Origin of the sequence: Acinetobacter sp. ACNIH3 (genome assembly GCF_002918965.1) — a bacterium.
Taxonomy (GTDB): Bacteria; Pseudomonadota; Gammaproteobacteria; order Pseudomonadales; family Moraxellaceae; genus Acinetobacter; species Acinetobacter schindleri.
Map to the genome: position 1 here is coordinate 22,877 of NZ_PQLP01000001.1, position 25,957 is coordinate 48,833.

A 25,957-nucleotide genomic window follows, 5' to 3' on the forward strand; every position below is an offset into this window, starting at 1 on the left:
TTATTCACGAAATGCCATGCTATGATACAGATAAAATTTTCATGAGAAAAATCAGATGCAGAGCATTAGTGGGATCATTTATCTCATTTTAGCGGCTTGTCTGCTACCTTATGTGTTTACCATGATTGCTAAAAAAGCTGGAGGCTTTAAGGCCAAAGATAACCAGAATCCGCGTGATTTTTTAGAACAGTCTACCGGTGTTGCAAAACGTGCTCATGCTGTTCAGCAGAACAGTTTTGAAAGCTTGCCGCTGTTTATTGCAGCTGTCCTGATGGCTGAATATCTGGTCATGCCGCAAAGTCTGATTATGACTTTTGGTATTGGTTATCTGATTTTCCGGGTGCTGTACGGTATTTGCTATCTGGCAAACTGGGCGACATTGCGTTCCATCATGTGGTTGCTTTCCATGTTATGTCCGATTGCGTTATTGCTACTGATCATCAAATTAATTTAGGTCAGTCCAGTCATCAAGCGCCTGATTGATTGTTCGATATTTTTAAACCGAAAAAAATCTGCAAAAACCGTTATAATTGTCGCGGTTTTTAAAAGATTTAACTTGTTAAAGAGTGATGCTATGAGCTACAGCAATATCCCAGCGGGTAAAGATGCACCAAATGACATCTATGTAATTATTGAAATTCCTGCAAACGCAGCACCAATCAAATACGAAATCGACAAAGATTCTGATGCGCTATTTGTAGACCGTTTCATGGGTACAGCAATGTTCTACCCAGCAAACTATGGTTATGTTCCAAACACTTTATCTCTAGATGGTGACCCTCTAGACGTATTGGTTGTGACACCACACCCAGTAGAGCCGGGTTCTGTTATTCGCTGCCGTCCTGTGGGCAAACTGAACATGGAAGATGACGGTGGTGTTGATGCGAAACTGGTTGCAGTTCCACACGACAAATTGACACCGATCTATAAAGATGTTCAGGAATATACTGATCTTCCTCCATTATTGATCAGCCAGATCGAACACTTCTTCCAGCACTACAAAGACTTGGAACCAGGTAAATGGGTTAAGTTAAGTGGTTGGGAAGGTGCAGATGTTGCGAAACAAGAAGTACTAGACTCAATTGCTGCTTATGCAGAAGCAAACAAATAATTGCTTTGCTTTTCCATTTAAGTCTTTAAACTTTTAAAGCTTAAATCAAAAAAACCTGCACAATGTGCAGGTTTTTTTGATTTAAAGCATCGTCAGGACATTAGAATAATTTCACCGGGATGTCTAACCAGATACGCCATTCATTTGTTGAGCTGATAGCATTACTTACATAGTTGCCAGAAGCATTATTGTAAGTATCACTTGCGCGCAAGTATGAGTGACGTAAGCGTAAGTTTGCATCTTTGAATGCACCAGATTGAACCGTATATTTCACTTGGTTAAAGAATTCATGTTCTTCAGCTTGGTCGATAATTTGTGCTGGATTATTTATTTCGGCTACATCAATATCCCAACCATAAACGAATGCTGTTGTCCAGTTTAGACCTGGAAGACCATGGTTTTTAAAATTATAGTTGTACTGTAAGCCAACAGATTTTTCATCGTTACCCTTAAAGTCGGATAAGTATGAGTTTGGTACATAAATGCTTTGTAGACCATCTGCGTTGTAAGCATAGTCGTAACCTATGTTGCCCGCATTATCTTGGTATGCAAGCATCAAATTGTGTGCATCTCTGTTATAGCTTGCAGATACACCCCAAATTGAGTTAGTCAATTCTTCAGTTGCACTGCGTGGATCAGTGGTTGCTGCTCCAACTTTCCATTTAGTATTGTAACCCATTGCCTCTAAAGTTACGGTCGCACCATTTGCTGTAGGAAAGCTGTAATTTACATTCCCATAGTGACGATCTAATTTATCTTTAACGTCTACCCCATAATAAGAGGCATTAACTTGGTCGTTAAACTTGTATTTCGCGCCCCAGAAAATAGCACTGTCCAAATTTTGTTGGTCTGAGCTGATATCATTAGACCATTGATTTTTAGTGAATTTACCACCGATTAACGTCAAGTCTTTAATTTCGTTACTTTCAATATAAAGACCAGTGTAGTACTCAGGGGTTAAACGAGCAGTATTACTTGCAATTACTGGAATTTCAGATACTTGCGTACCATATTTAGCCGTTGTGTTTGATACGCGTGCTTTGACATAAGCACCTCCACGTGCCCAATGATCATAGGCATCTTTAGTTCCATCGGCATTATCTTGACTATGCGTTGGGATCATTTGGTTACCAGTATGCCCATTTTTACCGAGTTTAAATGAAGCATCACCAATGATACCTGCACCAAAACCAACAATACCTTTGGTAAAGCCAGAATCTAGATTAATTATTGCTGTTTGAGCTGCAGAGCTTGTATCATCAACACCATTTTTTTTATCACGGCTTAAGTAACCCGTACGGAATAGAACTGTGCCTTCAGCATCTTCTACAAAGCCTTTTGCTTCACTTTGTTCGCTTGCATAAGCTGTAGAGATCAGAGCAGCTTGTACCAACACTGCTAATGTAAGTTTCTTTGCGTTTAACATGGGGAGAGAGCCTCATATATGTTTTTTTGTACTGCATCTGCTTAAAGCACACGCAGAAATTAACCAAATTGTATAATTAATCTGATAAAAAATATCGTTTTTATGACATTCTTTAAACTAAAGTTGAGTTTTTTTAACCTATTATTCACAATCACGCTATAGTTTTTAGTATTATTTTTTTCCATAAGGTAAAATTAATATTGAAAACAATAAGATAAAAATAAAGTTTTTATAATGTAATATTTTTAATAATGAAGGGCATGTTTCAGAGCTCATATTGATTTTTTTTAATTTGATGTTATGTAAGGTTAAAACTGATTAAAAGATTCTATAAGCTGTTTTGTCCACTTTAACAATACTTTAAATTTTTCCTTTATACTGCAATTCACTATTTAGACTAGTTCACAGTCATCCATTTTCATTTTTAAACCTTTTGGTAAAAATTTATTATTCACGTTTTTCATATTCTTAACCCCCCGTTTATTCAAACCTGGTAAATGAGGGCATGTATGTCTCAACTGCCAAAACTCGGTTTGCTTGTGCTTCTTGTTACCATGACTTCAGGTGCTTTTGCTGAAGATACCCAAAATCTATCTAGGGGTGAACTTAGCGCAATTATTGGTGTCATGAACAAATATATTTACCGTGGTGGTGAGGAAAATGATGATCCATTGGTACAGTTTGGACTGGAATATACACACAACAGCGGGAGATTCCTGGGCTATTGGGGCTCAACCTTAAATTATGATTCTTCTGATGCAAATCAGGATCATGGTTTTGAGCATGACTTTTATATTGGTTATGGCCGAGCGCTGAATGAGAACTGAAGCTACTAATCCTAGATCGTATCTTATTACTATCAAAATGATGGGACAGTTTATAGTAAAGATGGCCCAGATAAGCGCGTACTACTGATTTTGAGATACTGAATGACGTGTTTTATAACGACCTGAGCTTAGGTTTAGATATTATGCTGACAGATGTTAACTATGCAAATGCAGAAGATGTTTATCTCAGTGCAGCTTATAGCTATCCATTACCGCAAAACTTTAACCTGAATACGTCAGTAGGTGCTTCCCTGTATAACGCTAGCGGTGATGATCAACTGATTCAGACCACAGAAAGCTTTAGTTCTAATGAAGCACGGATTGGACTAAGTAAAACAGTCGCAAAACGAATTGAATTAAGTCTGGACTATGTCTATGGCGGCAAAGGTTGTGATGACATAGATTTCGATAATCATATTGTCGTAGGTGCAAACTTTAATTTCTAGGTTTTGCTGAAAATAGTGATTGCAAGGTGTGTCATTTTGATTAAATATTATGCACCTTTTTTATGCATAAAAATTTATCTATATAAAATATAGCTTCAAAAAGTAGCAAGTTGTAAGCGAATATTTAGACATGCAGGGGAATAGCGCAAGTACTTTATTTTTCAGTTTTTTCTTGATTTTATCTTTTAACCTAAACCAATTTAAATTTTAATTTTTAATATATATGATTAAAATCAAATATTTATATAAATAAAAAACTTTTGTAGCTAATTTGGATTTTCCTTTTTATGGGTTGGCATAGCTATTGCACAGCCTAAGGTGAGTTTAAAAACACAACTAAAAACGTCTGCGGACGGTTGGGGGAATCTAACAATGAAATTCACTTTAAAAGCTTTAGCAGTTGCAGCAGTAGCTTCAGCATCCAGTTTTACTTTTGCAGATGAGCCTGCATCTCCGCACTCAGTATCTGGCAATATCGGTGTGTTATCGAGCTATAACTTGCGTGGTATTACAAATACACCTGAAAATAAAGATGCCACAATTAATGGTGGTATAGATTATAACCATGCTTCAGGTTTTTATGCTGGATGGTGGGGATCAACTTTAAGATATTCTGCAGGTACAGATCTTTTTGAAAATGCAGCAGGTGAATTAGTAGAAGTTGAAACAGGTGAAGTCACTAATGCTTTCGAAAACGATTTCTATGCAGGCTATAGCGGTTCAATCAATGATGACTGGGGTTATACAGCAGGTTTAACGTACTATTATTACTATGATATTGGTAATTCTGGATCAAACGGTTTTGAAACCATGTTGGGTTTGACCTATAAAGATTTAGGTATCACTGCGCAAACATTACTTGAAGATCTTGATTGGGGTAATGCAGGTGATACTTATCTAAAAGCATCTTATAGCTATGCTTTACCTAAAGATTTTAGTTTAGATACAGCACTTGGTTTATATCTATATGATAAGAATGGACCAATTGAAGCTGCTGATACATTTAGTTTCCGCCACTTTGATATCGGTTTGAGTAAAGCACTTGCTGATACTGGCGTGACTGCAAGCATGAACTATATTTTAGGTGGTTATGACCGTAATGATATAAAACAAAAAAATAAAGTTGTCCTAGGTCTAGGTTACAGCTTCTAATTATTTAATAGAAAAAAGGCGACAAATGTCGCCTTTTTTTATTTTTATTGTCCAATCGTTTAGCTTTGCTGACCTCGATAAGATAAAGCTTCCGATAAATGCTGAGGCTGAATTTCTGAATTCTCAGCTAAATCAGCTATGCTTCGTGCTACTCGTAATACCCGATGATAAGCACGGGCAGATAAATTTAACTTTTGTTGGGCAAGTTCAAACATTTTACTGGTCTGAGCATTTAGTGGCGCAAATTGCTCTAATTCTTTTGGGGTTAATGCCATATTCAGCTTGTTCTGTCTTTGTATTTGCAGTTCGTAGGCAGTTATCACACGCTCCCTAACGGTTGCAGAATCTTCTACCGGCTGTGTAGATTGTAATTCATGAGCTTGCAGAGGAGGCACATCGATATGCAGGTCAATCCGATCCAGTAATGGCCCAGAAATCCGGTTCTGATAACGCTTGATCATTTCTGGAGAACACTGGCAGCGAATATCCTGATTAAAGGCATAACCACAAGGGCAGGGATTCATCGCTGCAACCAGCTGAAAGTTGGCTGGGAAAGTAATTTGTCGAGAGGCACGCGAAATCACAATTTCCTTGGATTCCAAAGGTTGACGCAATACTTCAAGAACTTTCCTGTCAAATTCCGGCAGTTCGTCGAGAAATAACACACCTAGATGTGCCAGCGTAATTTCACCTGGTTTAGGATGCGATCCTCCACCGACCAGGGCAACTGCAGACGCGGTATGATGTGGCGCGCGGAAAGGACGCTGTCCAAAAGTATGACTATTATTGGCAATAGAATAAATACTGGCGACTTCAAGATTTTCTTCAGTATTGAGAGGCGGCAAGATACTGGCTAGCCGCGAAGCCAGTAAAGTTTTACCGGTTCCAGGAGGTCCTCTAAATAATAAAGAATGTCCACCTGCAGCAGCAATTTCCAAAGCCCGTCTTGGGCGCAGCTGGCCTTTGACATCGGCTAAATCAAAGCGAGAATCTGAGTGATTCACCTGTGGTCGGGCTTGCATCTGGGCTAAAGGTGTGAGTCTATTTAAATGATCACAAACTTCTTTTAGATGAGCAGCGGCAAATACCCGAAAATCAGGTAACTGACAGGCTTCCTGAGCATTTTCTTTAGGTAGAATCAGTTCATGCTGCGATTGTTGACAGGCAATCGCAATACTAAGCGTACCAGTGATGGGGCGGAGTTGACCATCTAAAGCAAGTTCACCAATGAATTCCATTCCATCAGTACAGTTTTCAGGTAATTGCCCTGATGCCATCAGAATCCCTAAAGCAATTGGCAGATCTAAACGTGAACCGTCTTTGGGCAGGTCAGCAGGAGCCAGGTTAATAGTTAAGCGTTTGGTCGGGAACTGGTAGCCACTATTCAAAATAGCAGAACGAACCCGATCCTTACTTTCCCGAACCGCCGCTTCGGGCAGTCCAACAATAGTTAAGGAGGGCATGCCCTGACTAACATGAACTTCAACTTCTATTAAAGGGGCATGTAGTCCCAGCAATCCCCGGGTATGGATTTTAGCAAAAGACATTTATTGTTCCATTTTGGTGCGTTATTATTGTTCATTATTTGTCTTTTATGCACTTCACTGGTGCTTATTTTTTGTTCGATATCTTTTCTTCAAGTGATTCGACTTGTTTGAGCAACTCATTTAAACGCTGATTGGCCTGATTTAAGGCTGTACGCTGACGTTCAATTTCCTCTTTTGAAACCAGATCCATTTTACTTACTGCTTCGTTTAATAAAGCCCGAAGATTATGTTCCAGATCTTTTTTTGGTTCTTCGATTTGCTGCAAGATTGCTTGTAATAAAGTTTCAATCATTGTGTGGTCCATAGAGATGGAAATAAGCGCACAGTTTAACACCGCAAGAATCAAGACTATAGTATTTCAGACAAAATATGGGATTAATCGATAATTATTATCATAAAAGACCACATAAAAATGACTAAAATTTGAAGATTCAAAAGATTTATGAGTATAAAATAATATTCAGGGAAACCGCATGTCGAGCTTTCTAATTTCCCCCGACCTTAGAAATCTTGGCATGAAATTTGAACATAAAACCTTACTGGTGAAATAAGCCGAAGGAAAACAAACATGAAGCTCGTAACTGCAATTGTAAAACCTTTCAAATTAGACGATGTGCGTGAAGCATTGTCTGAAATTGGCGTTCAAGGCATCACTGTGACTGAAGTCAAAGGCTTCGGTCGTCAGAAAGGCCATACTGAACTTTATCGTGGCGCTGAATACGTTGTTGATTTCTTACCAAAAGTCAAAATTGAAATCGCGATCAGCGACGAAATGGTTGACGCGGTAATCGAGTCAATTACGCGTGTAGCAAGCACAGGCAAAATTGGTGACGGAAAAATTTTCGTAACAAATCTGGAACAGGTCATCCGTATTCGTACAGGTGAAACAGGTGCAGACGCTGTTTAATTTGGCACAAAGTTTGCTGAGTAGCGAATAACTCACAAAAACTTGGTTGGGGGATACGAATGAAAAAAATACTACTCGCGTTGGGTCTGTCCAGCGCACTTTTGGGCGGTTCTGTTGCCTGGGCTGAAGAAGCCGCATCAGCAGCCGTTCCTACCGAGGAAGTTGCTTTAGTTGATGCAACTGCAACTCCAGATACTACAGAAGTTACTGCTGTGGAAGCAGTAGAAACAGCACCGGTTGAAGAAGCGGCAGCTGCAGAAGAAGAAGCCACACTGGATACAGGTGACTCTGCCTGGATTTTAACGTCAACAGCCCTAGTTTTACTCATGACCATTCCAGGTTTAGCCCTGTTCTATGGTGGTATGGTACGTAAGAAAAACGTACTGAGTACTATGGCACATAGCTTTGTAGCAGCCGCAGTAGTCAGTATTGTCTGGGTCGTGATTGGTTATACCCTGGCATTTGGTGAAGGTAATGCCTTTATCGGTAGCCTGGATAAATTTATGCTGTCCGGTATTACGACTGAAGCGCTGTCAGGCACCATTCCTGAAATCCTGTTTGTCATTTTCCAAATGACTTTTGCGATTATTACGGTTGCCATCATTAGCGGTTCTATTGCTGAACGTATGAAATTTGGTGCTTTCATCGCATTCATCACACTTTGGGTGATTCTGGTTTATGCGCCAATTACTCACTGGGTATGGGGCGGCGGCTGGTTAGGCAGTGACGGTGCACTGGACTTCGCTGGTGGTACAGTCGTACACATTAACTCAGGTGTTGCAGGTCTGGTTGCAGCCTACATGCTGGGTTCGCGTATGGGGCTAGGACGCGAATCTATGGCACCACACAATCTGACGCTTACTGTAGTCGGTGCAAGCTTACTATGGGTGGGCTGGTTTGGTTTCAACGGTGGTTCAGCATTGGGTGCAAACGGTTCAGCAGGTTATGCACTCGTGGTTACACAAGTGGCAGCAGCAGCAGCAACGATCTCTTGGTTAATTACTGAAAAAATTGCACGTGGTAAAGCATCTGTATTAGGTGGTGCATCGGGTGCGGTTGCAGGTCTAGTGGTGATTACTCCAGCAGCTGGTTTCGTGACTGTAGGTGGTGCTTTAGCGATGGGTCTCATCGGTGGTGTAGTATGTTTCTGGGGTATTACTGCACTGAAACGTATGCTTAAGGCTGATGACTCTCTAGATGCTTTTGGTCTGCATGGTGTAGGTGGTATTGTCGGTGCGATTCTGACTGCATTCTTTGCCAGCGAATTTATCATGGGCGACGGTGCACCAACCAATGTAATGCATCAATTATGGGTACAAATTGAAGGGGTACTGGCAACAATCGCTTACTCTGCAATCTTGACCTTTATTATCCTGAAAGTGATCGATCTGATCATTGGTATCCGTGTTTCTTCTGATGATGAGCGCATGGGTCTGGACTTGAGCCAACACGGCGAACGTGTCGAATAATCTACTAAAACAATAATCAATATATTGTGTGAAACAGCCCGTCAGGGCTGTTTTTTTTCTATATATTGCGTAACACTCTACAAAGTTCAGAATTTTTGCTACACTCGCTAATCATCAGGATTTGTTCAATTAAACCGCTATGCATTGCCCATTTTGCAATACACCAGACAGTAAAGTGATCGATTCACGCCTGGCCGCTGAAGGTTGCCAGATTCGCCGTCGTCGTGAATGTGTCAGTTGTAATGAACGCTTTACCACCTTTGAAAGTTATGAAGTGGTGATGCCGCGGGTCATCAAATCCGATGGCAAGAATGAACCCTTTGATGAAGCTAAATTACGCCGCTCACTGATGCATGCCTTACAGAAACGTCCAGTGACACAAGAACAGATTGAAACGGTGCTCAGTGATATTCAGCTTCAAATTCGCCGTCTGGGTGAACGTGATGTCAAGTCACGCACTATTGGTGAAATCGTGATGCAGTCTCTATTTGCCCTCGATCATGTGGCTTATGTGCGTTTTGCTTCGGTGTATCAGGACTTTCAGGATGTTGAAGCCTTTCGTCGTCAGATCGAACAGATGCAGCAACGCGGCGAATTACAAGAATAAGCATGATTGAAATAACTCAAGATCAAATCTGGATGCGCCGTGCCATCGAACTGGCACGTCAGGGCCAGTATTCCACCAAACCGAATCCAAACGTTGGCTGTGTCATAGTTAAAGATGGTGTAGTAGTGGGCGAAGGTTTTCATCCCAAAGCGGGTCAACCACATGCTGAAGTCTTCGCAATGCGTCAGGCCGGCGAGCAGGCCCATGGTGCAACCGCTTATGTGACTTTAGAACCCTGTGCGCATTATGGTCGTACACCTCCATGTGCCAAAGGTCTGGTTGAAGCTGGCGTAGCTAAAGTCGTCGTGGCTTGTCCTGATCCAAATCCACTGGTCGCCGGAAAAGGTGTACAGATCCTGAAAGATGCTGGTATCGACGTTGAAGTGGGCATCTGTGAAGATGAAGCACATCCACTCAATTATGGTTTTCTTAAAGCCATGGCGACTGGGATGCCGTATGTGCGTGTGAAAATTGCATCGAGTTTAGATGGTCGTACAGCCATGGCTTCGGGTGAATCGAAATGGATTACCGGTATAGAGGCTCGACAGGACGTCCAGCACTGGCGTGCGATTTCTGGTGGGATCATTACCGGGATTGAAACAGTATTGGCCGATGATTGCCAACTCAATGTCCGTAGCCTGAAAGGCGTTGATGACATCAGCATGATTGTTCAGCCAAAACGGATTATTCTGGATCGCCAAGGTCGTTTGCCACTCACTGCCAAGATTCTCGAACAACCGGAAACTGTGATGGTGATGGGACCTTATCGTCAGGAACTGGCCGATCTCGGTGTGATCCAGCTTGAGATTCAGTCTTTAAAAGAATTATTACAGTACCTGGTTCAGCAGCATCAGATTTATGACGTGCTGGTTGAGGCAGGAGCGACTTTATCTACTGCATTTCTACAGGCACAACTGGTGGATGAACTCATCAGTTATGTTGCACCGACTCTATTGGGGCAAACTGCGCGTAGTATGTTTAATGCAGAATTTAGCCAAATGGCAGAACAACTTCGATACAAATTGCAGGACGTGACCCGTTTGGGTGATGACGTGCGCTTCAGGTTAATTCCTTCTCAAGAGACACTATGAATTCAGAGTCTACGGTTTACCACAAACGTCGCCATGCGGCACGTACCACAGATGAATATCTTTTCCATCAGCTGGTTCCTTATCTGGGGAACAAACGCCGTTTACTACACTTAATTCTGGAAGCACTTGAGAGCACGGGAACCCTAAAACGTGAAGATGGCCGTGCGCCGATTTTTGCCGATTTTTTTGCAGGTTCGGGGGTGGTTTCACGTCTGGCCCGTCAGAATGGCTATCGGGTGATTGCCAATGACTGGGAACCGTATAGTCATGCACTCAATCATGCAGTTTTAGCTTGTACCGAAGCACCTGCCTTTAAAGAGCTCGGTGGCTATCAAAAAGCGATTGATTATCTGAACCGTTTACCAGAAGTCAAAGGCTGGGTGACACATAATCTGTGTCCGCGCAATGATGAAATCTATGACCCAACCCGCGACCGTTTATTCTTCAAACGCCGTAATGGCATGCGTATTGATGCGATACGCCAGCAGATTGCCACCTGGCAAGCCCAAGGCGCAATTGATGATGTGGAAATGAGTGCTTTATTGGCACCACTTCTATATTCAGCCAGTTTTGTCAGCAATACTTCAGGCGTATTTAAGAGCTTCCATCATGGCTGGGGCGGTAAAACCCAGACCGCGCTGGAACGTATTGAATCGCTGCTTTGGTTAACACCAAGCCGTTTCTGTGAGGATAACAAGCATAAAGGTCCTGCAGCTGAAATGTGGTGTGTCGATGCCCAGCATCTGGCGAATCAGATGAGTGGCTTTGAAGTGGATGTTGCTTATCTCGATCCACCATATAACCAGCATGCCTATAGCAGTAACTATCATGTGTTGAATGCTTTAACCCTCTGGGATCAGGTTGATCTACCGACACCCGATACCAAAGGCTTTAAGAGCGGGATTGACCGTGCTTGGCGTAAAGAGCGTCCAAGTCAGTACAACTCGTCCAAGCATGCCAAGGAAGCCTATGAAACCTTGTTGGCAACCATCAACGCACGTTTTATTCTGACCAGTTATTCAACCGATGGTAATATCAGTGCGACAGATCTGTTGCAGGCCAATCTGAAACGTGGCCGTGTGACCTTGCTAACTCAAGATGTGCCGCGTTACCGTGTCAGCAAGCAGCGCCAGTCTGAACGTGCTCGTGTACTGGAATTTATTGTGATTACCGACACACATGCCAAGTCTGGGCCACCGATCCGTCAATTGTTAGGTCAGTTACACCATTATGCAGAACTGGGTGGTGTCGATACGACCAGTGTGAGTACGCAGCTAGCTCTCTGGTAAAAGCATAAAAAAGGAATAGAAAATGTTTACAGGTATTATTGAAAGCCTTGGTAAGGTCGAAAGCCTGCAAAATGTTGGCGGCGATATACGCTTACGTATTCAGACTGATCTGGATATGTCGGATGTCCATCTGGGCGATTCAATTGCCACCAATGGCATTTGCCTGACTGTAATTGACTGGGGTGACAACTGGTATGCTGCAGACGTGTCTCGAGAAAGTTTAAATCGAACCACACTCGGTAACTGGAAAGCGGGTCAACCTGTAAATGTTGAAAAAGCAATGCTGCCAACCACACGCTTTGGTGGCCATATTGTGTCTGGTCATGTCGACGCGGTGGGCGAAATCACGGTAGTGCATTCTGATGCCCGTTCCATCTATTTTGAAGTGACAGCACCTGCTGAAATTGCCAAGTATCTGGCAGAGAAAGGTTCAGTGACAGTAGATGGTATCAGCCTGACCATTAACCATCTGCATGGCAATATCCTCAGTTTAAACCTGATTCCACATACCGCTGAACGAACCAATATTGGCACCTGGAAAGTCGGGACCAAAGTCAATCTGGAAGTCGATGTGCTGGCACGTTATATCGAGCGTTTGTTGCTGGGTGACAAGGCTGCTGAAACCACACCACAGTCAAAAATCAGTATGGATTTTTTAGCTAAACATGGCTTTTTAAAATAACTAAACTGCCTAAAGACTCAACAGTCTAATTGAAAAATTAGACTGTTTTTTTATTTTTCGGGATAATCCTGACTTCACTTTACGATTTTAACTCCAGCGGACAGGTCGAATGCTCGATTTCTTACTAAACCTGGAACAGTCTTTGCCAATATTGCTTGAGCAATATGGGGTGTGGATCTATGCCATTTTATTCCTGGTGATTTTTGCAGAAACGGGATCTGTATTTTGCTTTTTCCTGCCGGGAGATAGCCTGTTAATTGCAGTCGGTGCGCTCTGTTCTAGTAGCGATTTGATTACGCTACATTCTATGGGATTACTGCTATTTACTGCGGCAGTGCTGGGCTATACCGTCAATTATTACACTGGTAAAGTGTTAGGCTTAAAATATTTCAATCAACATTCGCGTTTCTTTAAACCCGAATATTTGACTAAGACCAATCATTATTTTATGAAGCATGGCGGCAAAACCATCTTGATTGCACGTTTCATTCCTTTTGTACGTTCGTTTGCTCCATTTGCTGCCGGTTCGGGTCATATGAGTTTTATGACTTTTACGCTTTACAATCTGGCTGGAGGCGTATTGTGGATTGTAAGCTTACTGGGCATAGGTTATATGGCAGGTAATGCCGCCTTTATGCTGGCAGATTTTTTCTAGATGTGAATAAATAGAAAAGCCCACCTTTGTGGGCTTTTCTAGGCTTATTTCTAAGTCAATTAACGCTTTTGCAGAATGTAATCAATTTCTTCACGGGCTGCAGTACGTAAGCGGTTATGCAGCTGTACCAAAGTTTCCTCGATCGCAGTTTCGGCTTCAAGTTCCAGACGTAATCGGGTACTTTCCAGTTCTGACAGAATCTCAGTATCATCAATTTTGATTTGGGCGGAATTTAAAATCCGATTTTGCTCAAAACGTGCCGTATAATTCAGGACTTCAGCATTCAGGCTGTCCCGTAATAATTCTAGGGTACGTGTCTGCTCTGCATATTTACGTTCTTCATCCAGCTTCATCTGCTCGATATACGCCTGCTCCTGAGCACGCTTATCTGCCAGCGCTTTTTCAAGGGCCTGCTGTTTACGAATCCGTGCTTCTTCAATCAATTCCGCTTTACGTTGTGCATAGGCAGCTTTAATTTTACGCTCGGATTCTTTTTGCATTTGCTGGTCATGTGCCAACCATTCCTGCAATGACGTCTCTGGCTGAAGTACGTCGCAGATACGCGCGAGGTCATCAATAAAGGTCTGACGCACAGCTTCAGGCACATTTAACCAGCGCTGTTTGAAATCTGGACCAACATTTAATGCCACGGGCATCTCCTTATGAGGTTTAAGTAAGGCTACAGTTTATAAGTTTTCGGCTCAATACCCAGTCGACGGTATTGCTTAAACTTTTCACGGCCGAGTTGCTTGGCCGTTTCATTGTTTTCAATAATCTCAATAATGTGACTAAATTTAGCGTAAGGTTCAAGTGCTTCAGGATTAAAATTAAAGATAATCCAGTCTTGTTGCTCAGGCAAGCTTGCAGAGATACAGACACTGGCCTGTGGCTGGTCAATACCATGCGGGATGAAACCGGTAGGATCAAACGTCCACAGATGTTCATCCAGCTGTTGCTGCAAGTCAGCATCGCCACAGAGTAACCAGATCCGTTCCGGCTGACGCAGAATCTTGCGGCATAAACGGCAGGTACTTTCGACCTGCCGTTCAGGGCTTTTTTCAAATAAATAAAAGCTGACTTTAGCCATTCTTTTGAACACGGTTCGCCAGGAATTGCATTAATAATGGCACTGGACGACCTGTTGCACCTTTATTGGTGCCTGAATTCCAGGCTGTACCTGCGATATCTAGGTGTGCCCAGCGGTAGTCACGGGTGAAACGCTGCAGGAAGCAAGCTGCAGTCACAGAGCCGGCTTTAGGACCACCAATGTTGGCAATATCTGCAAATGGAGAATCCAGCTGCTCCTGATAGTCATCCAATACTGGCATACGCCATACCCGGTCAAATGAAGTTTGACCAGCAGCTTCGAGTTCAGCGGCCAGTTCATCATCCGGCGTGAACATGCCAGTCAGGACTGAACCCAGTGCAACCACACAGGCCCCGGTCAAAGTTGCAATATCAATCACGAGAGCAGGGTTAAAGCGTTTTACGTAAGTTAAAGTATCGCAGAGTACCAGACGACCTTCTGCATCAGTATTCAGAATTTCAACCGTTTGACCGCTCATCGTGGTGACAATATCGCCTGGACGGGTTGCTTTGCCAGATGGCATGTTTTCAGCAGCGGCAATGGTACCCACAACATGAATATCTAAACCAGATTCGCATAATGCACGCATGGTACCCAGCACGGAAGCTGCACCACACATGTCGTATTTCATTTCGTCCATGCCGGCACCTGGCTTCAGGGAAATACCGCCAGTATCAAATGTAATCCCTTTGCCGACTAAAACCACAGGTGCTTCACTACGTTCTGCATGATATTCGATGGTAATGATACGTCCTGGACGGTCTGAACCTTTGCTCACTGCCAGGAAAGAGTGCATTCCCAGATCAGCCATTTGCTGTTCATCCAGTACATTCACTTTAAGCAGTTCTGGATATTCAGCTGCTAAAGCCAGTGCCTGTTCCGCCAGGTATTCCGGGAAACAAATATTGCCTGGACGGTTACCTAAATCACGTGCTAAGTTTTGGCCGGTTTGCACTGCCTGAAGCAATTGCAGCTGTTCTGCAGTTATTGAACTATCGGTCGCAATCAGGTTGATTTGCTCAAGTACAAATTCATTTTTCTTGGATTTGAATTCATCAAAAGCGTACGCAGCCTGGGTCAGCAATAGTGCAAAAATGTTATGAAATTGGACTGGCAGGGCAGAAATGTCTACGCTGATCTGCTGGAATTTTTTCTGTGCTGCTTTTACGATAGTTTGCGCAACTTTCGCCAGTTTGCCCGGCTGTAGTTCAGCAGTCTTGCCCAAGCCAACCAGACAGGCGTTGGTACTTGCTGGAACATTACCAACTAATGCCAGGGTTTCATTTAGACCTGCTTTATATTGTGTCGCTGTGGTGATTTCTTCGAACTTGTTAATCTGATAAGTGGCAGCTGACTGCTGAAGTTGCTCAGAATCCACAAGAATTAACAGATATTGGCTGGATGCATTCTCTTGGAATGACGTATTAATTGTCAGTTTCATATGCGTTTATTTAAGCCTTATAAAATTTGCAACCATTAAACCATTGAAACAATTTCCTGAACAGGGTTTCAATGTTCAACTCAAGTATTGGTTTTATATTTTTAAGCTTAACATTCGGGTAAACTATGACAAGTTTTTACCCTGTATTCTGGAAGATTTAATTTGATTATTCGGCGTTATCTGGTCAAGCAAGTTGTATCAACATCCTTGGTTGTGATTGCCTTATTGACCTTGATCATGATGGGTGGTCGACTGATCAAGTACTTCGGTGTGGCAGCACAAGGACGTCTGGATGCAGGCATTCTGTTCAGTATTATTGGTTATCGTTTGCCTGAATTCCTGACCCTGATTTTACCTTTAGGTTTCTTTATTGGTCTGATGCTGGTATTTGGCCGGCTCTATGTCGATCATGAAATGGCAGTCATGAATGGTAGCGGGGTCAGTCGCAATCAGCTGGCACGATTACTCATTCCGATGACTTTAGTATTTCTAGTCGTTCAGGCATTTTTAATGCTCTGGGCGGCACCGTGGGGTATTCGTCAGTTTGAAGCATTGACCAATGAGCAGGCAGTACGGACGGGTTTTGATCTGGTACGGCCGAAAGAATTTATTTCCTCTGGACCCTATACCATCTATGCAGGTGATCTGTCTGAAGACCGTAAAAACCTGAAAGATATCTTTTTCTATCAACGTGCAGAACATAAAGGCAAACCAGATGTCATGATTCTGGCGCAAGAAGCGACCCGTGTAGAAGTGGCAGGGGACACCGCCAATGTGGTGGATCTGGTCAATGGTCGCCGTTATGAAATCTTTGCCGGCATGCCGAAATATACCCAAGCGGAATTTGAGACTTATCGTCTGCGTCTGGAAAATGACAAAGAAGCCAAGTTTGAAAGTGCTGAAGTTGAAGCCTTGCCGACTTCGAAACTCTGGGAAAACCGCGATGATCCTGTGGTCGCCAGTGAGCTCGGTTGGCGAGTATTTGTACCATTTGCGATTATTGCGGCGCTGATGCTGGCCAATGCCTTGTCTGAAGTGAGTCCACGTCAGGGGCGTTATCTTAAACTCTTTCCAGCACTCTTGATCTTTGCCAGCCTGATTGTAGCTTTAATGGCAGTAAAAACGCGCGTCAGTAAAGAGGAAATGGGGATTTGGGCTTATCCAATGGTCCTGATTTTCTATGGTATTGCTGCTGCTCTATTTGCACGTAAGCAAAAGCTGGCGCCGAAAATCAAGAAACAGATTCAACGAGCGAGGTCTTAATCATGCTGGCACGTCGTATCGTTGCAAAACATGTGACCGGAACTACTGCACTCGCTATGCTCGGTGCAACAGCCGTATTGGCCGGTCTACAGGTATTATTTACTTACTTGGGTGAATTAGGCTCATTAAAAGAAGGCTATGGCGCCTGGCAGGCACTGAAATATGTGCTGTGGGGTGCGCCAAACTATCTGTATGAAATCCTACCCATCTCTGCACTGATTGGTGCTGTTCTCGGCTTAGGTACACTTGCTTCTAACAGTGAGCTGATTGTGATGCGTTCGGTCGGGGTTAGCCTGTGGCGGATTGTCGGCTGGGTGATTCGTTCGGCATTACTATTGGTGATTTTATCTTTTGCTTTAAGTGAATGGGTAATTCCGTATACCAATGAGCAGGCCAAAGCGGTAAAGAGCTACAACAAGCCTGTAAAAATTGGTGAGGTTAAAGGCTACTGGACCCGTGAAGGTCAGCGTTTTATCTATATTGACTATGCTAATGCCAAAGGCGAGCTAAAAAATGTACAGATGCTGGACTTTGATGAAGATTATCGTCTGCGCGGTACGCTAAAAGCCGAGCAGGGTGACTTTATCAAGGATGGTGCGTGGACTCTACAGAATACGCAGGAAATGAATATTCTGCAGAATGGTAATGCCACGCTGATAACACATTCCGAACAGCCGCTGGCCTTAGCGCTGCAACCGAAGTATGTGCATATGGTGACCATTGACCCGGAGGATCTATCGCCTAGTCAACTGGTCAGTTTCATGAGCTATATGCATGAATATAGCCAGGTACCAAAGACCTATGAACTGGCTTTCTGGCAGAAAGTCGGCTCGCCATTTGCCCTGATTGCACTGGTGGTGATCGCCTGTTCCTTTATTTTTGGACCGCTGCGTCAACAATCCATGGGCTTTCGCCTGGTGATCGCATTATTTGCAGGTTTAGGCTTCTTCTATCTGCAGGACTTCTTGGGTTATGCGAGTCTGGTCTACGCGCTGTCGCCCGCATGGTTTGTGTTTATTCCAATTATCATCATGTTTGCAATTGGTGGTTATCTACTGCATCGGGCACGCTAAGCCACAAGAAAATAGAAGAAATCAATCGCAGTGAGAGGCTTAAACCATAGTGCGGTCATGGCCTCTCACTGCAAAATTAGTTAAAATAGAACGATTAATTCGTAAACGAACAAGAGTATTCATTATGACGGATGCAACTGCTGGCAAAATCCCTCACGTATTGGTAATTATGGATGGTGTGGGTCATCGCGAAGCGGTCGAAGACAATGCGTTTTTAGCGGCTAAACGACCTCATTTAACTGCTATGCAGGAAAAGCATCCGCATGGTTTGATCTCTGGTTCTGGTGAAGATGTCGGTCTGCCTGATGGTCAGATGGGTAATTCTGAAGTCGGCCATATGAACCTGGGTGCTGGCCGTGTGTTATATCAGGACTTTACCCGTATTACCAAAGACATCCGTACCGGTGCGTTCTTTGAGCATGAAGTACTGATTGATGCGGTAGAAAAAGCCAAAGCATCAAATGGTGCCGTACACATTATGGGCCTGTTATCTGAAGGTGGAGTGCACTCACATGAAGACCATATCGTGGCGATGGCAGAGCTGGCATTAAAACGTGGTGCCAAAGTCTATCTACATGCTTTCCTTGATGGCCGTGATACGCCGCCGAAAAGTGCACAACCATCATTAGAAAAATTAGATGCTGTTTTTGCTCAATATCCAGGTCAAGGCCGTATTGCCACCATGATTGGCCGTTACTTTGCCATGGATCGTGACAACCGTTGGGATCGCGTGGAACAGGCGTATCGTTTGCTGACTGAAGGTGAAGCAGTTCGTACGGCAGCCACTGCAGTAGAAGGCCTTGAACAGGCATATGCAGCAGATGAGTCTGATGAATTCGTGAAAGCGACCCGTATCGGTGATGTGGCTGCGATTCAGGACGGCGATAGCGTAGTCTTCATGAATTTCCGTGCGGACCGAGCGCGTGAATTAACCCGTGCTTTTGTTGAGAAAGACTTTACCGGTTTTGAACGCAAAGTTGTGCCAAATCTGGCGAAATACGTGATGTTGACCCGTTATCAGGCAACGATCGATGCGCCTGTAGCATATATGCCAGAAGCGCTGGTGAACTCGATTGGCGAATATTTATCAGATCTGGGCAAAACCCAGTTACGTATCGCAGAAACTGAGAAATATGCACACGTGACTTTCTTCTTCAGTGGCGGCCGTGAAGATGAATATCCAGGTGAAAAACGTATCCTGATTCCATCTCCAAATGTAGCAACTTATGACCTGAAACCGGAAATGAGTGCATACGAAGTGACCGATGAATTGGTTGCAGCAATCAACTCAGGTGAGTTTGACCTGTTGGTGGTGAACTATGCCAATGGCGATATGGTCGGTCATACCGGCGTATTTGATGCAGCAGTCAAAGCAGTGGAAGCAGTAGATACTTGCTTAGGTCGTGTTTATGAAGCAGTGATGGCGCAAAAAGGCCATATGATTATTACTGCAGACCATGGTAATGTTGAGCAGATGCAGGACTATCAAAGTGGTCAGGTGCATACCCAACATACGACTGAACTGGTTCCGTTTATTTATGTGGGTCCAACTTCGGCAACGATTGCAGAAGGCGGTGTACTGGCGGATGTGGCGCCAACATTGTTAAGTCTGATGCAACTTCCAGTGCCGGCAGAAATGCAGGGCCGTAACTTAATTGAGCTGAACGCTTCATAAAAAATATCAATAGGATAAAGAATGGCAAAATCACAGCAGAAGTCAGTTTTACTCGCAAGTTTACTGATGTGTTTGAGCCATTCGGCATGGAGTGCTGGGTCTCAGGGTCCGGTACTCGATGATATGGTCATGGACCAGCAAACCTATAGCGAAATTCCGGTTTCTTCGATTCAGGAATTCGTGCAGATTTATGGCATTGTCAAAGATAATTATATTCAAGATAAAAATGACGATGCATTATTCCAACAGGCAATTCGTGGTCTGGTCGGTGGTTTAGACCGCTATTCCCGTTATCTTTCTCCAGAAGACTTCAAACAGCTCCGTCAATATACCGAAGGCGATCTAGCCAGTATCGATTTTGACCTGCAGTTTAATCCGCAATTGAAGCAGTGGATGGTGCAGGGACTTAGTCCGGATGCCGACTCTGCCAAGCAGGGATTGCGTAATGGCGTGACTGTTTACAAGATTGATGATCAGATCTTAAATACGCTGAAGCGCGAGCAGGTTCGGGATTTGCTCAGTGGCGCGATAGGCTCTACTTTAAGCATTCAGCTTTCTGCGCAAAGTACGCCGGTGACGCTGGTTCGTAATATCAAAGTAGATACCGAGATTAAATCGACCCTGCATAATAATCAGGTGCTGGTCTTGCAGGTCAAGGTCTTCCAGCAGGACACAGCCAACGAAATTAAACGAATTATTGACAGCTATTCCAGTCAACGTTTAAAAGCCGTGTTATTTGATCTACGTAATAATCCAGGTGGCCTGCTTTCGGCAGCGGTAGAGTCTGCGGATCTATTCCTGAATCAGGGCATTATTGTCTCGACCAAAAGCCGGGCAGAAGGGGATCAGCAGTTTCAGGCTTTACCTGGATTTGAATTTCAGAATCTGAAAATTGGAATTTTGATTAATAACCGTTCTGCCTCGGCAGCTGAAGTCTTTACCGCTGCCTTGAAAGAGCATAACCGTGCCTGGGTGGTCGGTGAAAAAAGCTATGGTAAAGGTGTGGTACAGAAACTGTTTCCTCTCAGTAATGGAGCGGCGTTACAGATGACGGTATCGCAATATTTCAGCCCAAGCGGTCAGCGTATTGAGGGTCTTGGTGTGCAGCCTCACCTCAGTTATCCGCTTGGCGTGGAGATGAGGGAAGAAAGTTATCTGGATCACATTACTGAACTATTGCTTTTACAAAAATAATGAAGGGGGCATAGCCCCCTCATCAATCATTCTTCTTCATCGGTATCGAGCCCAAATTTCTTCAGACGATAACGCAGCGATCGGAAAGACATGCCCAACTTTTTTGCGGCAAGCGTACGGTTCCAGTGAGTCAGATTCAATGCATTTAGCAAAATTTCTTTCTCGATTTTCTCCATATACAGTTCAAGACCTTCTTCAGGCAGTTTTTTTGGTACGATAAAAGTGTCAGTAGTGTTACTCGATTCGGATGCTATATTCGATGTGATTTCGGAAGTCACAAAACTCTGACGTAAAGGTGCAGTTTGCAAATGCTGGATATCAATTGTGTCTTCATCGCTGAGGGTAATTGCTCGCTCGATGATATTACGCAATTCCCGGACATTTCCTGAATAGTATTGAGTCAGTAACTGCTCTTTGCTACGCTCAGTCAGGCGTTTCACAGGGATTTGCCATTCCTGACAGATCTTCTGAATAAAGTGTTCAGCCAGCAGCAGAATGTCATTACCACGCTCACGTAATGGTGGCAACACTAGATCCATCACATGAATGCGGAAGAATAAATCCTGACGAAATTTACCTTGCTGTACCTGTGCTTCCAGGTCCTGATGACTGGCGCTGATGACGCGAAAATCCACATCAATTTCGATATCTGAACCTAAAGGGCGAATCCGTTTTTCCTGTACTGCACGTAGCAGTTTGACCTGCATACTGAGTGGAAGTTCTGCGATTTCATCCAGAAATAAACTGCCGCCATGTGCAGACTGGATCAGCCCCTGTTTGTCCTGCATGGCGCCAGTAAAGCTGCCTTTCTTGTGCCCGAACAGCTCACTTTCCATCAGTTCAGCTGGAATTGCGCCACAGTTAATGGCAATAAAGGGTCCTTCACTCCGGTTACTGAGGCGATGGACCAGATTTGCCACTACTTCCTTTCCAGTTCCAGATTCACCGGTGATAAATACCGGGGCTTGAGAGCGGGCAATTTTATGCAAGGTCGTACGTAATTGCTGAATCGGCTTGGACTGACCAATCAGCATTTTATATTCTAGGGTATCTTGCTGATTGGATTGGTAATCTACAGGCTTATTTAGTGCTTTTTGCAGTAACTGTTCCAGATGTTTCTGATTGATCGGCTTACTGACAAAGTCAAAGGCACCTGCCTTGAGTGCAGCAATGGCAATATCCATATTGCCATAGGCAGTTAACACAGCAACCGGTAGGTAAGGATGATGCTCACTGATAAATTCCAGTAGCTGCAAGCCATTACCATCAGGTAGATTCAAGTCCGTAAGGCAGGCATCATACTGATGATCTGCCAGGCGTTTTTTAGCATCCTCCAGACGATGGGCGATATGCGTGCGAATTCCCATACGCATGAGCGACATCTGCATGAGCGTACAGAGATCTTCTTCATCATCGACCAATAGTACCAGTGGTTGTTGTTCCACACTCTTTCCCCTTAAATTCAAAAATTAAACAGTGATGCGCTGGCAGCTAATCCGGAAGCAGGCACCCTGTTCTTGTTGTATATAATTCAGCTGGGCCTGATTGGCCTCACAGAAACTGTGGGATAAATATAGCCCTAGTCCTGTACCATTAATTGAAGTGCTGAAAAATGGTTTAAACAGCAGACTCTGATCGGCAGGCGCCACACCCTGACCAAAATCCCGTACATCAATCCAGACTTTATGTTCATAAGGATGAACTTTTAATTCTACATAGCCTACGGCTGGATCGTTATGCCGCACGGCATTACGCAATAAATTGACCAATACTTGACGTAGCTGGGCTTCATCAAACTGGATATCCAGTCGCATATCAATATTCAGCTTAATCTGATCAGCAATATCAGCCAAATCCTCATGGATACATTGTGGAATAAATTCATTCAGCTGAATAGATACTGGATGAGTCTCTTTATTCTTCACCATATTCAGCGTGTCTTCAATAATCCGGTTGATTCGTGTTGCCTGCTTGCTGATCATGCCATGCAACACCTGCTGCTGGTCCTGTTCACAACCAGGTAACAGATCATTGGCTTGAACAATCGCTGCAAGCGGATTACGAATCTCATGAGCAATACTGGCAGAAAGTTGCCCGAGTGCCGCCAGTTTTAATTGCTGGACTTGTTGATTAAGTTTTCGCGCATCTTGCAGCACCAGCAACATTAAAGTTTGATGCGGTACAATCAGTTTTTGTACTTGAACATGAATATTGAAACGGCTTTGCTGGGATTCGAACTGAAAGCGTTCGCCATTTTCCAGATCTTCAAAGCGGATCAACTCAAACAGATCTGGTTGTGACTGGTACAATGGAAACGTGTCATGTGCATACATTTGCTGGATGCCAAGCAAGTGGCAGGCAGCAGGATTACTCAGCACCACATGACAGTTTTCATCGAGAACCAGATAACCAGTCTCAATCTGTTCCAGAATATAACGGTTAATATTTTGTAGACGATAAAGTTCCATGGACTGGGAAAAATTGACATTTTCCAAGATCTGGAAACGTCGGACTGCAATTTGCCCGATGCCATAGACCACAAAAAACATGAAAGCCAATATGGCGCTATTGCCGATATTACCCAGAGAGGAAAGGGTAAACAGGCTGGTGATGAAATGCTGGTAAATCACACTGATGACCGCAATCAAGGTAATCACCAGCGCTTTTTGTGCATTCAGTAAAATGGAAGCGGCAAAGATAGTAATCACGAATAGCATACTGAGCTGTAGATTGGTGCCATTCGTGGCCAAGGTCAGCAGGCTGAGTGCACAGACATCGACAATAAAAATACCGGTCAGCTGTTGCTGAACAAATTTCTTAAAATACTTCAGAACAAAAAGCTGGATCAAGGCGATAGCAATGAAGCTACTCAGTACATAATGATACAGCTTGGGATATTCTAAATCGCTGGTGTGCTCAGGATAAGTGAGCACGAAAATCAGCAGTAAACCAGTACTGATGATCAGGCGGTATGCCGCATACCAAGTGCCCAGCAGATATTGGTTAAGCTCTGAATAAGAAGATCGCTGCGACATAGAACCTTTTTTGTTTTTTTAAGTTTTCTTAAATAGAGGGCATAAAATATTAAGGTTTAATCAGACCATAGCGCATTGCTAGATGGGTCAGTTTCACATCGCTGTCGATATTAAGTTTTTCAAAAATACGATAACGATAGGTATTTACAGTCTTAACACTCACAAAAAGTTTATCCGCAATTTCCTGGGCACTAATGCAGTTGACGACCATCATGGCAACCTGCATTTCGCGTTCGGACAGGGAATCAAATGGGGATTGCTGTGTGTCAGATAAATAAGAGCTCGCTAATTGCTCGGCAATATCTGCACTAAAGTATTTGCCGCCCTGCATGACTTTATTAATAGCACGTACCATCTCGGTAACAGGTGCACCTTTGGTGATATAGCCTTTAGCACCTGCTTTGAGTAACAGCGATGGATAAGGTTCTTCGGCAAGACCACTGACAGCGATAACTTTAGTATCAGGGGCTGTTTGTAACAGTCGACGCGTAGTTTCAACACCACCAATACCCGGCATATTCACATCCAGGAGCACTACATTCGGATGATGCTGACGCACCAGAGTAATTGCTTCTTCACCAGATTCAGCTTGTCCAATGACCTGAACATCAGTGTGGTCTTCAAGCATTCTACAGATGCCAGTACGCACCAATTCATGGTCATCTACAACTAAAACTGTGATCACGTATACTCTCCCTCAGATGAAAAAAAATCATTTTTTTTGTTACACAACGCAAAATAAGCTTGCAATGAAACTACAAAATTAGCAATCCTACAGACATGTCATATTGAACTGTATCACGCAGTGTAGAGATCAATAATTGTTCTGCATTGTGGTAAATGTAATGTAAGCCATATTAGAGGTAATACGCAAATCAATCTTACCTCGTAAGTTGGGTGAAGGAATAGTGAAGAAAACACATAAGTCTTTGATGCATGTACTGGGTCTGTCGCTGGCAGTCAGCATGAGTACGACGACGAGTTTTGCTGAAATTATCATGAATTCGTCAGCAGCGGCCCCTCAGTCTAGCCTGAGCTGGTCTTCTGAACAGGCCAACCAGTTCTTGAGTGATGGATCGGATGCCGATGATGAGCCTTCTCCGCTTGGCTCTACGACAGTCACCACGACCATCCGTAGTCAGAATGGTCAAGCAGTACAAGAACCTGCCAAAACTGTACAGATTCTGGATACCAAGACCTATGGCACGCAGCCATCTGTCAATGCGCGTTCAGCGCTGGTAATGGACGCGCAGACCGGTGAAGTGCTGTATAGCAAGAACAGTAATACAGCAGTGCCGATTGCATCGATTACCAAGCTGATGACAGCAGTGGTAATCTCTGATGCGCGTTTAAACATGAATGAAAAAATCACACTACAACAGGGTGATTTTTCATGTTCAGGTTGTAAGAGTTCAAGCTCGACATTACGTGTCGGAGACACGATGAATCGTGCGGAAGCTTTATTGTTTGCACTGATGAAATCTGAAAACCCGGCTGCAGCAGCGTTGGCACGTACCTATCCAGGTGGTCGTAGTGCTTTTATTTCTGCCATGAATAGTAAAGCCAAAGCATTGGGTATGAATTCAAGTAAATTTCTGGAATCTACCGGATTGCATCCGGGCAATAAGTCATCTGCAAGAGACTTGGGGATTCTGGTAAACACCGCTTCGCAATACGGCTTGATCCGACAGTTCTCAACCACAGCAAGTTATGACTTTAACTTGGGTTACCGTGTGTTGAAATCGAATAACACCAATGCGCTGGTACGTAATGGTGGCTGGAATATTAATATTTCTAAAACCGGTTTCATCAATGAAGCTGGACGTTGTGTAGTGATGCATACCACCTTAAATAACCGTCCAGTAGTCGTAGTGTTGCTTGGAGCAGATTCATCTGCTGCACGTACCAATGATGCAACACGTCTCATGACTTGGGTGTCTAGTTTGCCGAAACAGCGTGTTTAAGCTTTTATAAAATATT

Annotated in this window: 26 protein-coding genes; 17 read left to right on the plus strand and 9 right to left on the minus strand. The window is 43.6% G+C overall.

All coding sequences use genetic code 11. From position 1 onward, the window contains the following. The first annotated feature begins 55 nt into the window (after window positions 1-55). Window positions 56-454, plus strand: a complete 399-nt coding sequence (locus tag C3420_RS00105; RefSeq protein WP_004810187.1) for an MAPEG family protein — start codon at window positions 56-58, stop codon at window positions 452-454. Between the two features lie 120 nt (window positions 455-574). Continuing rightward, on the plus strand, window positions 575-1,111 hold the full coding sequence (ppa, locus tag C3420_RS00110; RefSeq protein WP_004281037.1) for an inorganic diphosphatase: 537 nt from the start codon (window positions 575-577) through the stop codon (window positions 1,109-1,111). Between the two features lie 100 nt (window positions 1,112-1,211). Here the strand turns inward: ppa and C3420_RS00115 are convergent, their stop codons facing one another. Next, a complete protein-coding gene (locus tag C3420_RS00115) occupies window positions 1,212-2,537 on the minus strand; it encodes an OprD family outer membrane porin (RefSeq protein ID WP_004810184.1) in 1,326 nt (441 codons plus the stop codon). Window positions 2,538-3,046: 509 nt separating this feature from the next. On the opposite strand from C3420_RS00115, the gene C3420_RS00120 reads away from it, so the two are divergent. From C3420_RS00120 to C3420_RS00130, 3 genes are all read left to right on the plus strand, one after another. After that, window positions 3,047-3,364 carry a TorF family putative porin gene (locus C3420_RS00120; RefSeq protein ID WP_004810182.1) on the plus strand — a complete coding sequence of 106 codons (318 nt, stop codon included), beginning with the start codon at window positions 3,047-3,049 and terminating at the stop codon, window positions 3,362-3,364. A gap of 143 nt (window positions 3,365-3,507) precedes the next feature. After that, window positions 3,508-3,810 (plus strand): hypothetical protein, encoded by a 303-nt coding sequence (locus C3420_RS00125; RefSeq protein WP_103799958.1) that lies wholly within the window; start codon window positions 3,508-3,510, stop codon window positions 3,808-3,810. Window positions 3,811-4,182: 372 nt separating this feature from the next. Next, window positions 4,183-4,962, plus strand: a complete 780-nt coding sequence (locus C3420_RS00130) for a TorF family putative porin (protein ID WP_103799959.1) — start codon at window positions 4,183-4,185, stop codon at window positions 4,960-4,962. A 59-nt stretch (window positions 4,963-5,021) separates the two neighbouring features. On the opposite strand, the gene C3420_RS00135 is transcribed toward C3420_RS00130, so the two are convergent. Further along, the gene (locus C3420_RS00135; protein WP_103799960.1) at window positions 5,022-6,509 is read right to left on the minus strand and encodes a YifB family Mg chelatase-like AAA ATPase; all 1,488 of its coding nucleotides are present in this window, start codon (window positions 6,507-6,509) and stop codon (window positions 5,022-5,024) included. Between the two features lie 64 nt (window positions 6,510-6,573). Beyond that, window positions 6,574-6,801, minus strand: coding sequence for an accessory factor UbiK family protein (locus tag C3420_RS00140; RefSeq protein WP_004810171.1), 228 nt, complete (start codon window positions 6,799-6,801; stop codon window positions 6,574-6,576). 276 nt (window positions 6,802-7,077) lie between these two features. Between C3420_RS00140 and glnK the strand changes: the two genes are divergently transcribed. The 7 genes from glnK to C3420_RS00175 all read left to right on the plus strand — a co-directional run bounded on the left by glnK (window position 7,078) and on the right by C3420_RS00175 (window position 13,209). Continuing rightward, window positions 7,078-7,416 (plus strand): P-II family nitrogen regulator, encoded by a 339-nt coding sequence (gene glnK, locus C3420_RS00145; protein WP_004281042.1) that lies wholly within the window; start codon window positions 7,078-7,080, stop codon window positions 7,414-7,416. Window positions 7,417-7,475: 59 nt separating this feature from the next. Next, window positions 7,476-8,885 (plus strand): ammonium transporter, encoded by a 1,410-nt coding sequence (locus C3420_RS00150; protein ID WP_004896405.1) that lies wholly within the window; start codon window positions 7,476-7,478, stop codon window positions 8,883-8,885. Window positions 8,886-9,024: 139 nt separating this feature from the next. After that, window positions 9,025-9,492 (plus strand): transcriptional regulator NrdR, encoded by a 468-nt coding sequence (gene nrdR, locus C3420_RS00155; RefSeq protein WP_004810168.1) that lies wholly within the window; start codon window positions 9,025-9,027, stop codon window positions 9,490-9,492. 2 nt (window positions 9,493-9,494) lie between these two features. Continuing rightward, on the plus strand, window positions 9,495-10,583 hold the full coding sequence (ribD, locus tag C3420_RS00160) for a bifunctional diaminohydroxyphosphoribosylaminopyrimidine deaminase/5-amino-6-(5-phosphoribosylamino)uracil reductase RibD (RefSeq protein WP_103799961.1): 1,089 nt from the start codon (window positions 9,495-9,497) through the stop codon (window positions 10,581-10,583). Continuing rightward, the gene (locus C3420_RS00165; protein WP_004810163.1) at window positions 10,580-11,872 is read left to right on the plus strand and encodes a DNA adenine methylase; all 1,293 of its coding nucleotides are present in this window, start codon (window positions 10,580-10,582) and stop codon (window positions 11,870-11,872) included. Before ribD ends, C3420_RS00165 begins: the two co-directional genes overlap by 4 nt. Window positions 11,873-11,894: 22 nt before the next feature. Then, window positions 11,895-12,554, plus strand: coding sequence for a riboflavin synthase (locus C3420_RS00170; RefSeq protein ID WP_103799962.1), 660 nt, complete (start codon window positions 11,895-11,897; stop codon window positions 12,552-12,554). Between the two features lie 109 nt (window positions 12,555-12,663). After that, complete coding sequence (locus C3420_RS00175) at window positions 12,664-13,209, plus strand: VTT domain-containing protein (RefSeq protein WP_004896401.1); 546 nt, start codon at window positions 12,664-12,666, stop codon at window positions 13,207-13,209. Window positions 13,210-13,268: 59 nt separating this feature from the next. Here C3420_RS00175 and C3420_RS00180 read toward each other — a convergent pair whose 3' ends face one another. The 3 genes from C3420_RS00180 to C3420_RS00190 are packed head-to-tail and all read right to left on the minus strand — an operon-like array spanning window position 13,269 to window position 15,737. Further along, on the minus strand, window positions 13,269-13,859 hold the full coding sequence (locus C3420_RS00180; protein WP_103799963.1) for a hypothetical protein: 591 nt from the start codon (window positions 13,857-13,859) through the stop codon (window positions 13,269-13,271). Window positions 13,860-13,888: 29 nt separating this feature from the next. Beyond that, window positions 13,889-14,296: a DNA polymerase III subunit chi gene (locus C3420_RS00185; RefSeq protein ID WP_103799964.1), complete on the minus strand. Its 408-nt coding sequence runs from the start codon at window positions 14,294-14,296 to the stop codon at window positions 13,889-13,891. After that, complete coding sequence (locus C3420_RS00190; RefSeq protein ID WP_103799965.1) at window positions 14,289-15,737, minus strand: leucyl aminopeptidase; 1,449 nt, start codon at window positions 15,735-15,737, stop codon at window positions 14,289-14,291. Before C3420_RS00190 ends, C3420_RS00185 begins: the two co-directional genes overlap by 8 nt. 162 nt (window positions 15,738-15,899) lie before the next feature. Here C3420_RS00190 and lptF point away from each other — a divergent pair, with 162 nt between their 5' ends. The 4 genes from lptF to C3420_RS00210 all read left to right on the plus strand — a co-directional run bounded on the left by lptF (window position 15,900) and on the right by C3420_RS00210 (window position 20,942). Beyond that, the gene (gene lptF / locus C3420_RS00195; protein WP_103799966.1) at window positions 15,900-17,000 is read left to right on the plus strand and encodes an LPS export ABC transporter permease LptF; all 1,101 of its coding nucleotides are present in this window, start codon (window positions 15,900-15,902) and stop codon (window positions 16,998-17,000) included. 2 nt (window positions 17,001-17,002) lie between these two features. Continuing rightward, window positions 17,003-18,073, plus strand: a complete 1,071-nt coding sequence (gene lptG, locus C3420_RS00200) for an LPS export ABC transporter permease LptG (protein WP_103799967.1) — start codon at window positions 17,003-17,005, stop codon at window positions 18,071-18,073. Window positions 18,074-18,197: 124 nt separating this feature from the next. Beyond that, entirely contained in the window at window positions 18,198-19,748 is a 1,551-nt protein-coding gene (gpmI, locus tag C3420_RS00205) for a 2,3-bisphosphoglycerate-independent phosphoglycerate mutase (RefSeq protein ID WP_103799968.1), read from the plus strand. 21 nt (window positions 19,749-19,769) lie between these two features. After that, window positions 19,770-20,942 (plus strand): S41 family peptidase, encoded by a 1,173-nt coding sequence (locus C3420_RS00210; RefSeq protein ID WP_103799969.1) that lies wholly within the window; start codon window positions 19,770-19,772, stop codon window positions 20,940-20,942. Between the two features lie 26 nt (window positions 20,943-20,968). On the opposite strand, the gene C3420_RS00215 is transcribed toward C3420_RS00210, so the two are convergent. From C3420_RS00215 to C3420_RS00225, 3 genes are read right to left on the minus strand one after another with little or no spacing between them, the layout of a single operon-like run. After that, complete coding sequence (locus tag C3420_RS00215; RefSeq protein ID WP_103799970.1) at window positions 20,969-22,387, minus strand: sigma-54-dependent transcriptional regulator; 1,419 nt, start codon at window positions 22,385-22,387, stop codon at window positions 20,969-20,971. A 24-nt stretch (window positions 22,388-22,411) separates the two neighbouring features. Continuing rightward, entirely contained in the window at window positions 22,412-23,977 is a 1,566-nt protein-coding gene (locus C3420_RS00220; protein WP_004896392.1) for a two-component system sensor histidine kinase NtrB, read from the minus strand. A 49-nt stretch (window positions 23,978-24,026) separates the two neighbouring features. Continuing rightward, window positions 24,027-24,662 (minus strand): response regulator, encoded by a 636-nt coding sequence (locus C3420_RS00225; RefSeq protein ID WP_004810139.1) that lies wholly within the window; start codon window positions 24,660-24,662, stop codon window positions 24,027-24,029. A gap of 223 nt (window positions 24,663-24,885) precedes the next feature. Between C3420_RS00225 and C3420_RS00230 the strand changes: the two genes are divergently transcribed. Then, window positions 24,886-25,941 (plus strand): serine hydrolase, encoded by a 1,056-nt coding sequence (locus tag C3420_RS00230; protein ID WP_026056747.1) that lies wholly within the window; start codon window positions 24,886-24,888, stop codon window positions 25,939-25,941. Window positions 25,942-25,957: the final 16 nt, after the last annotated feature.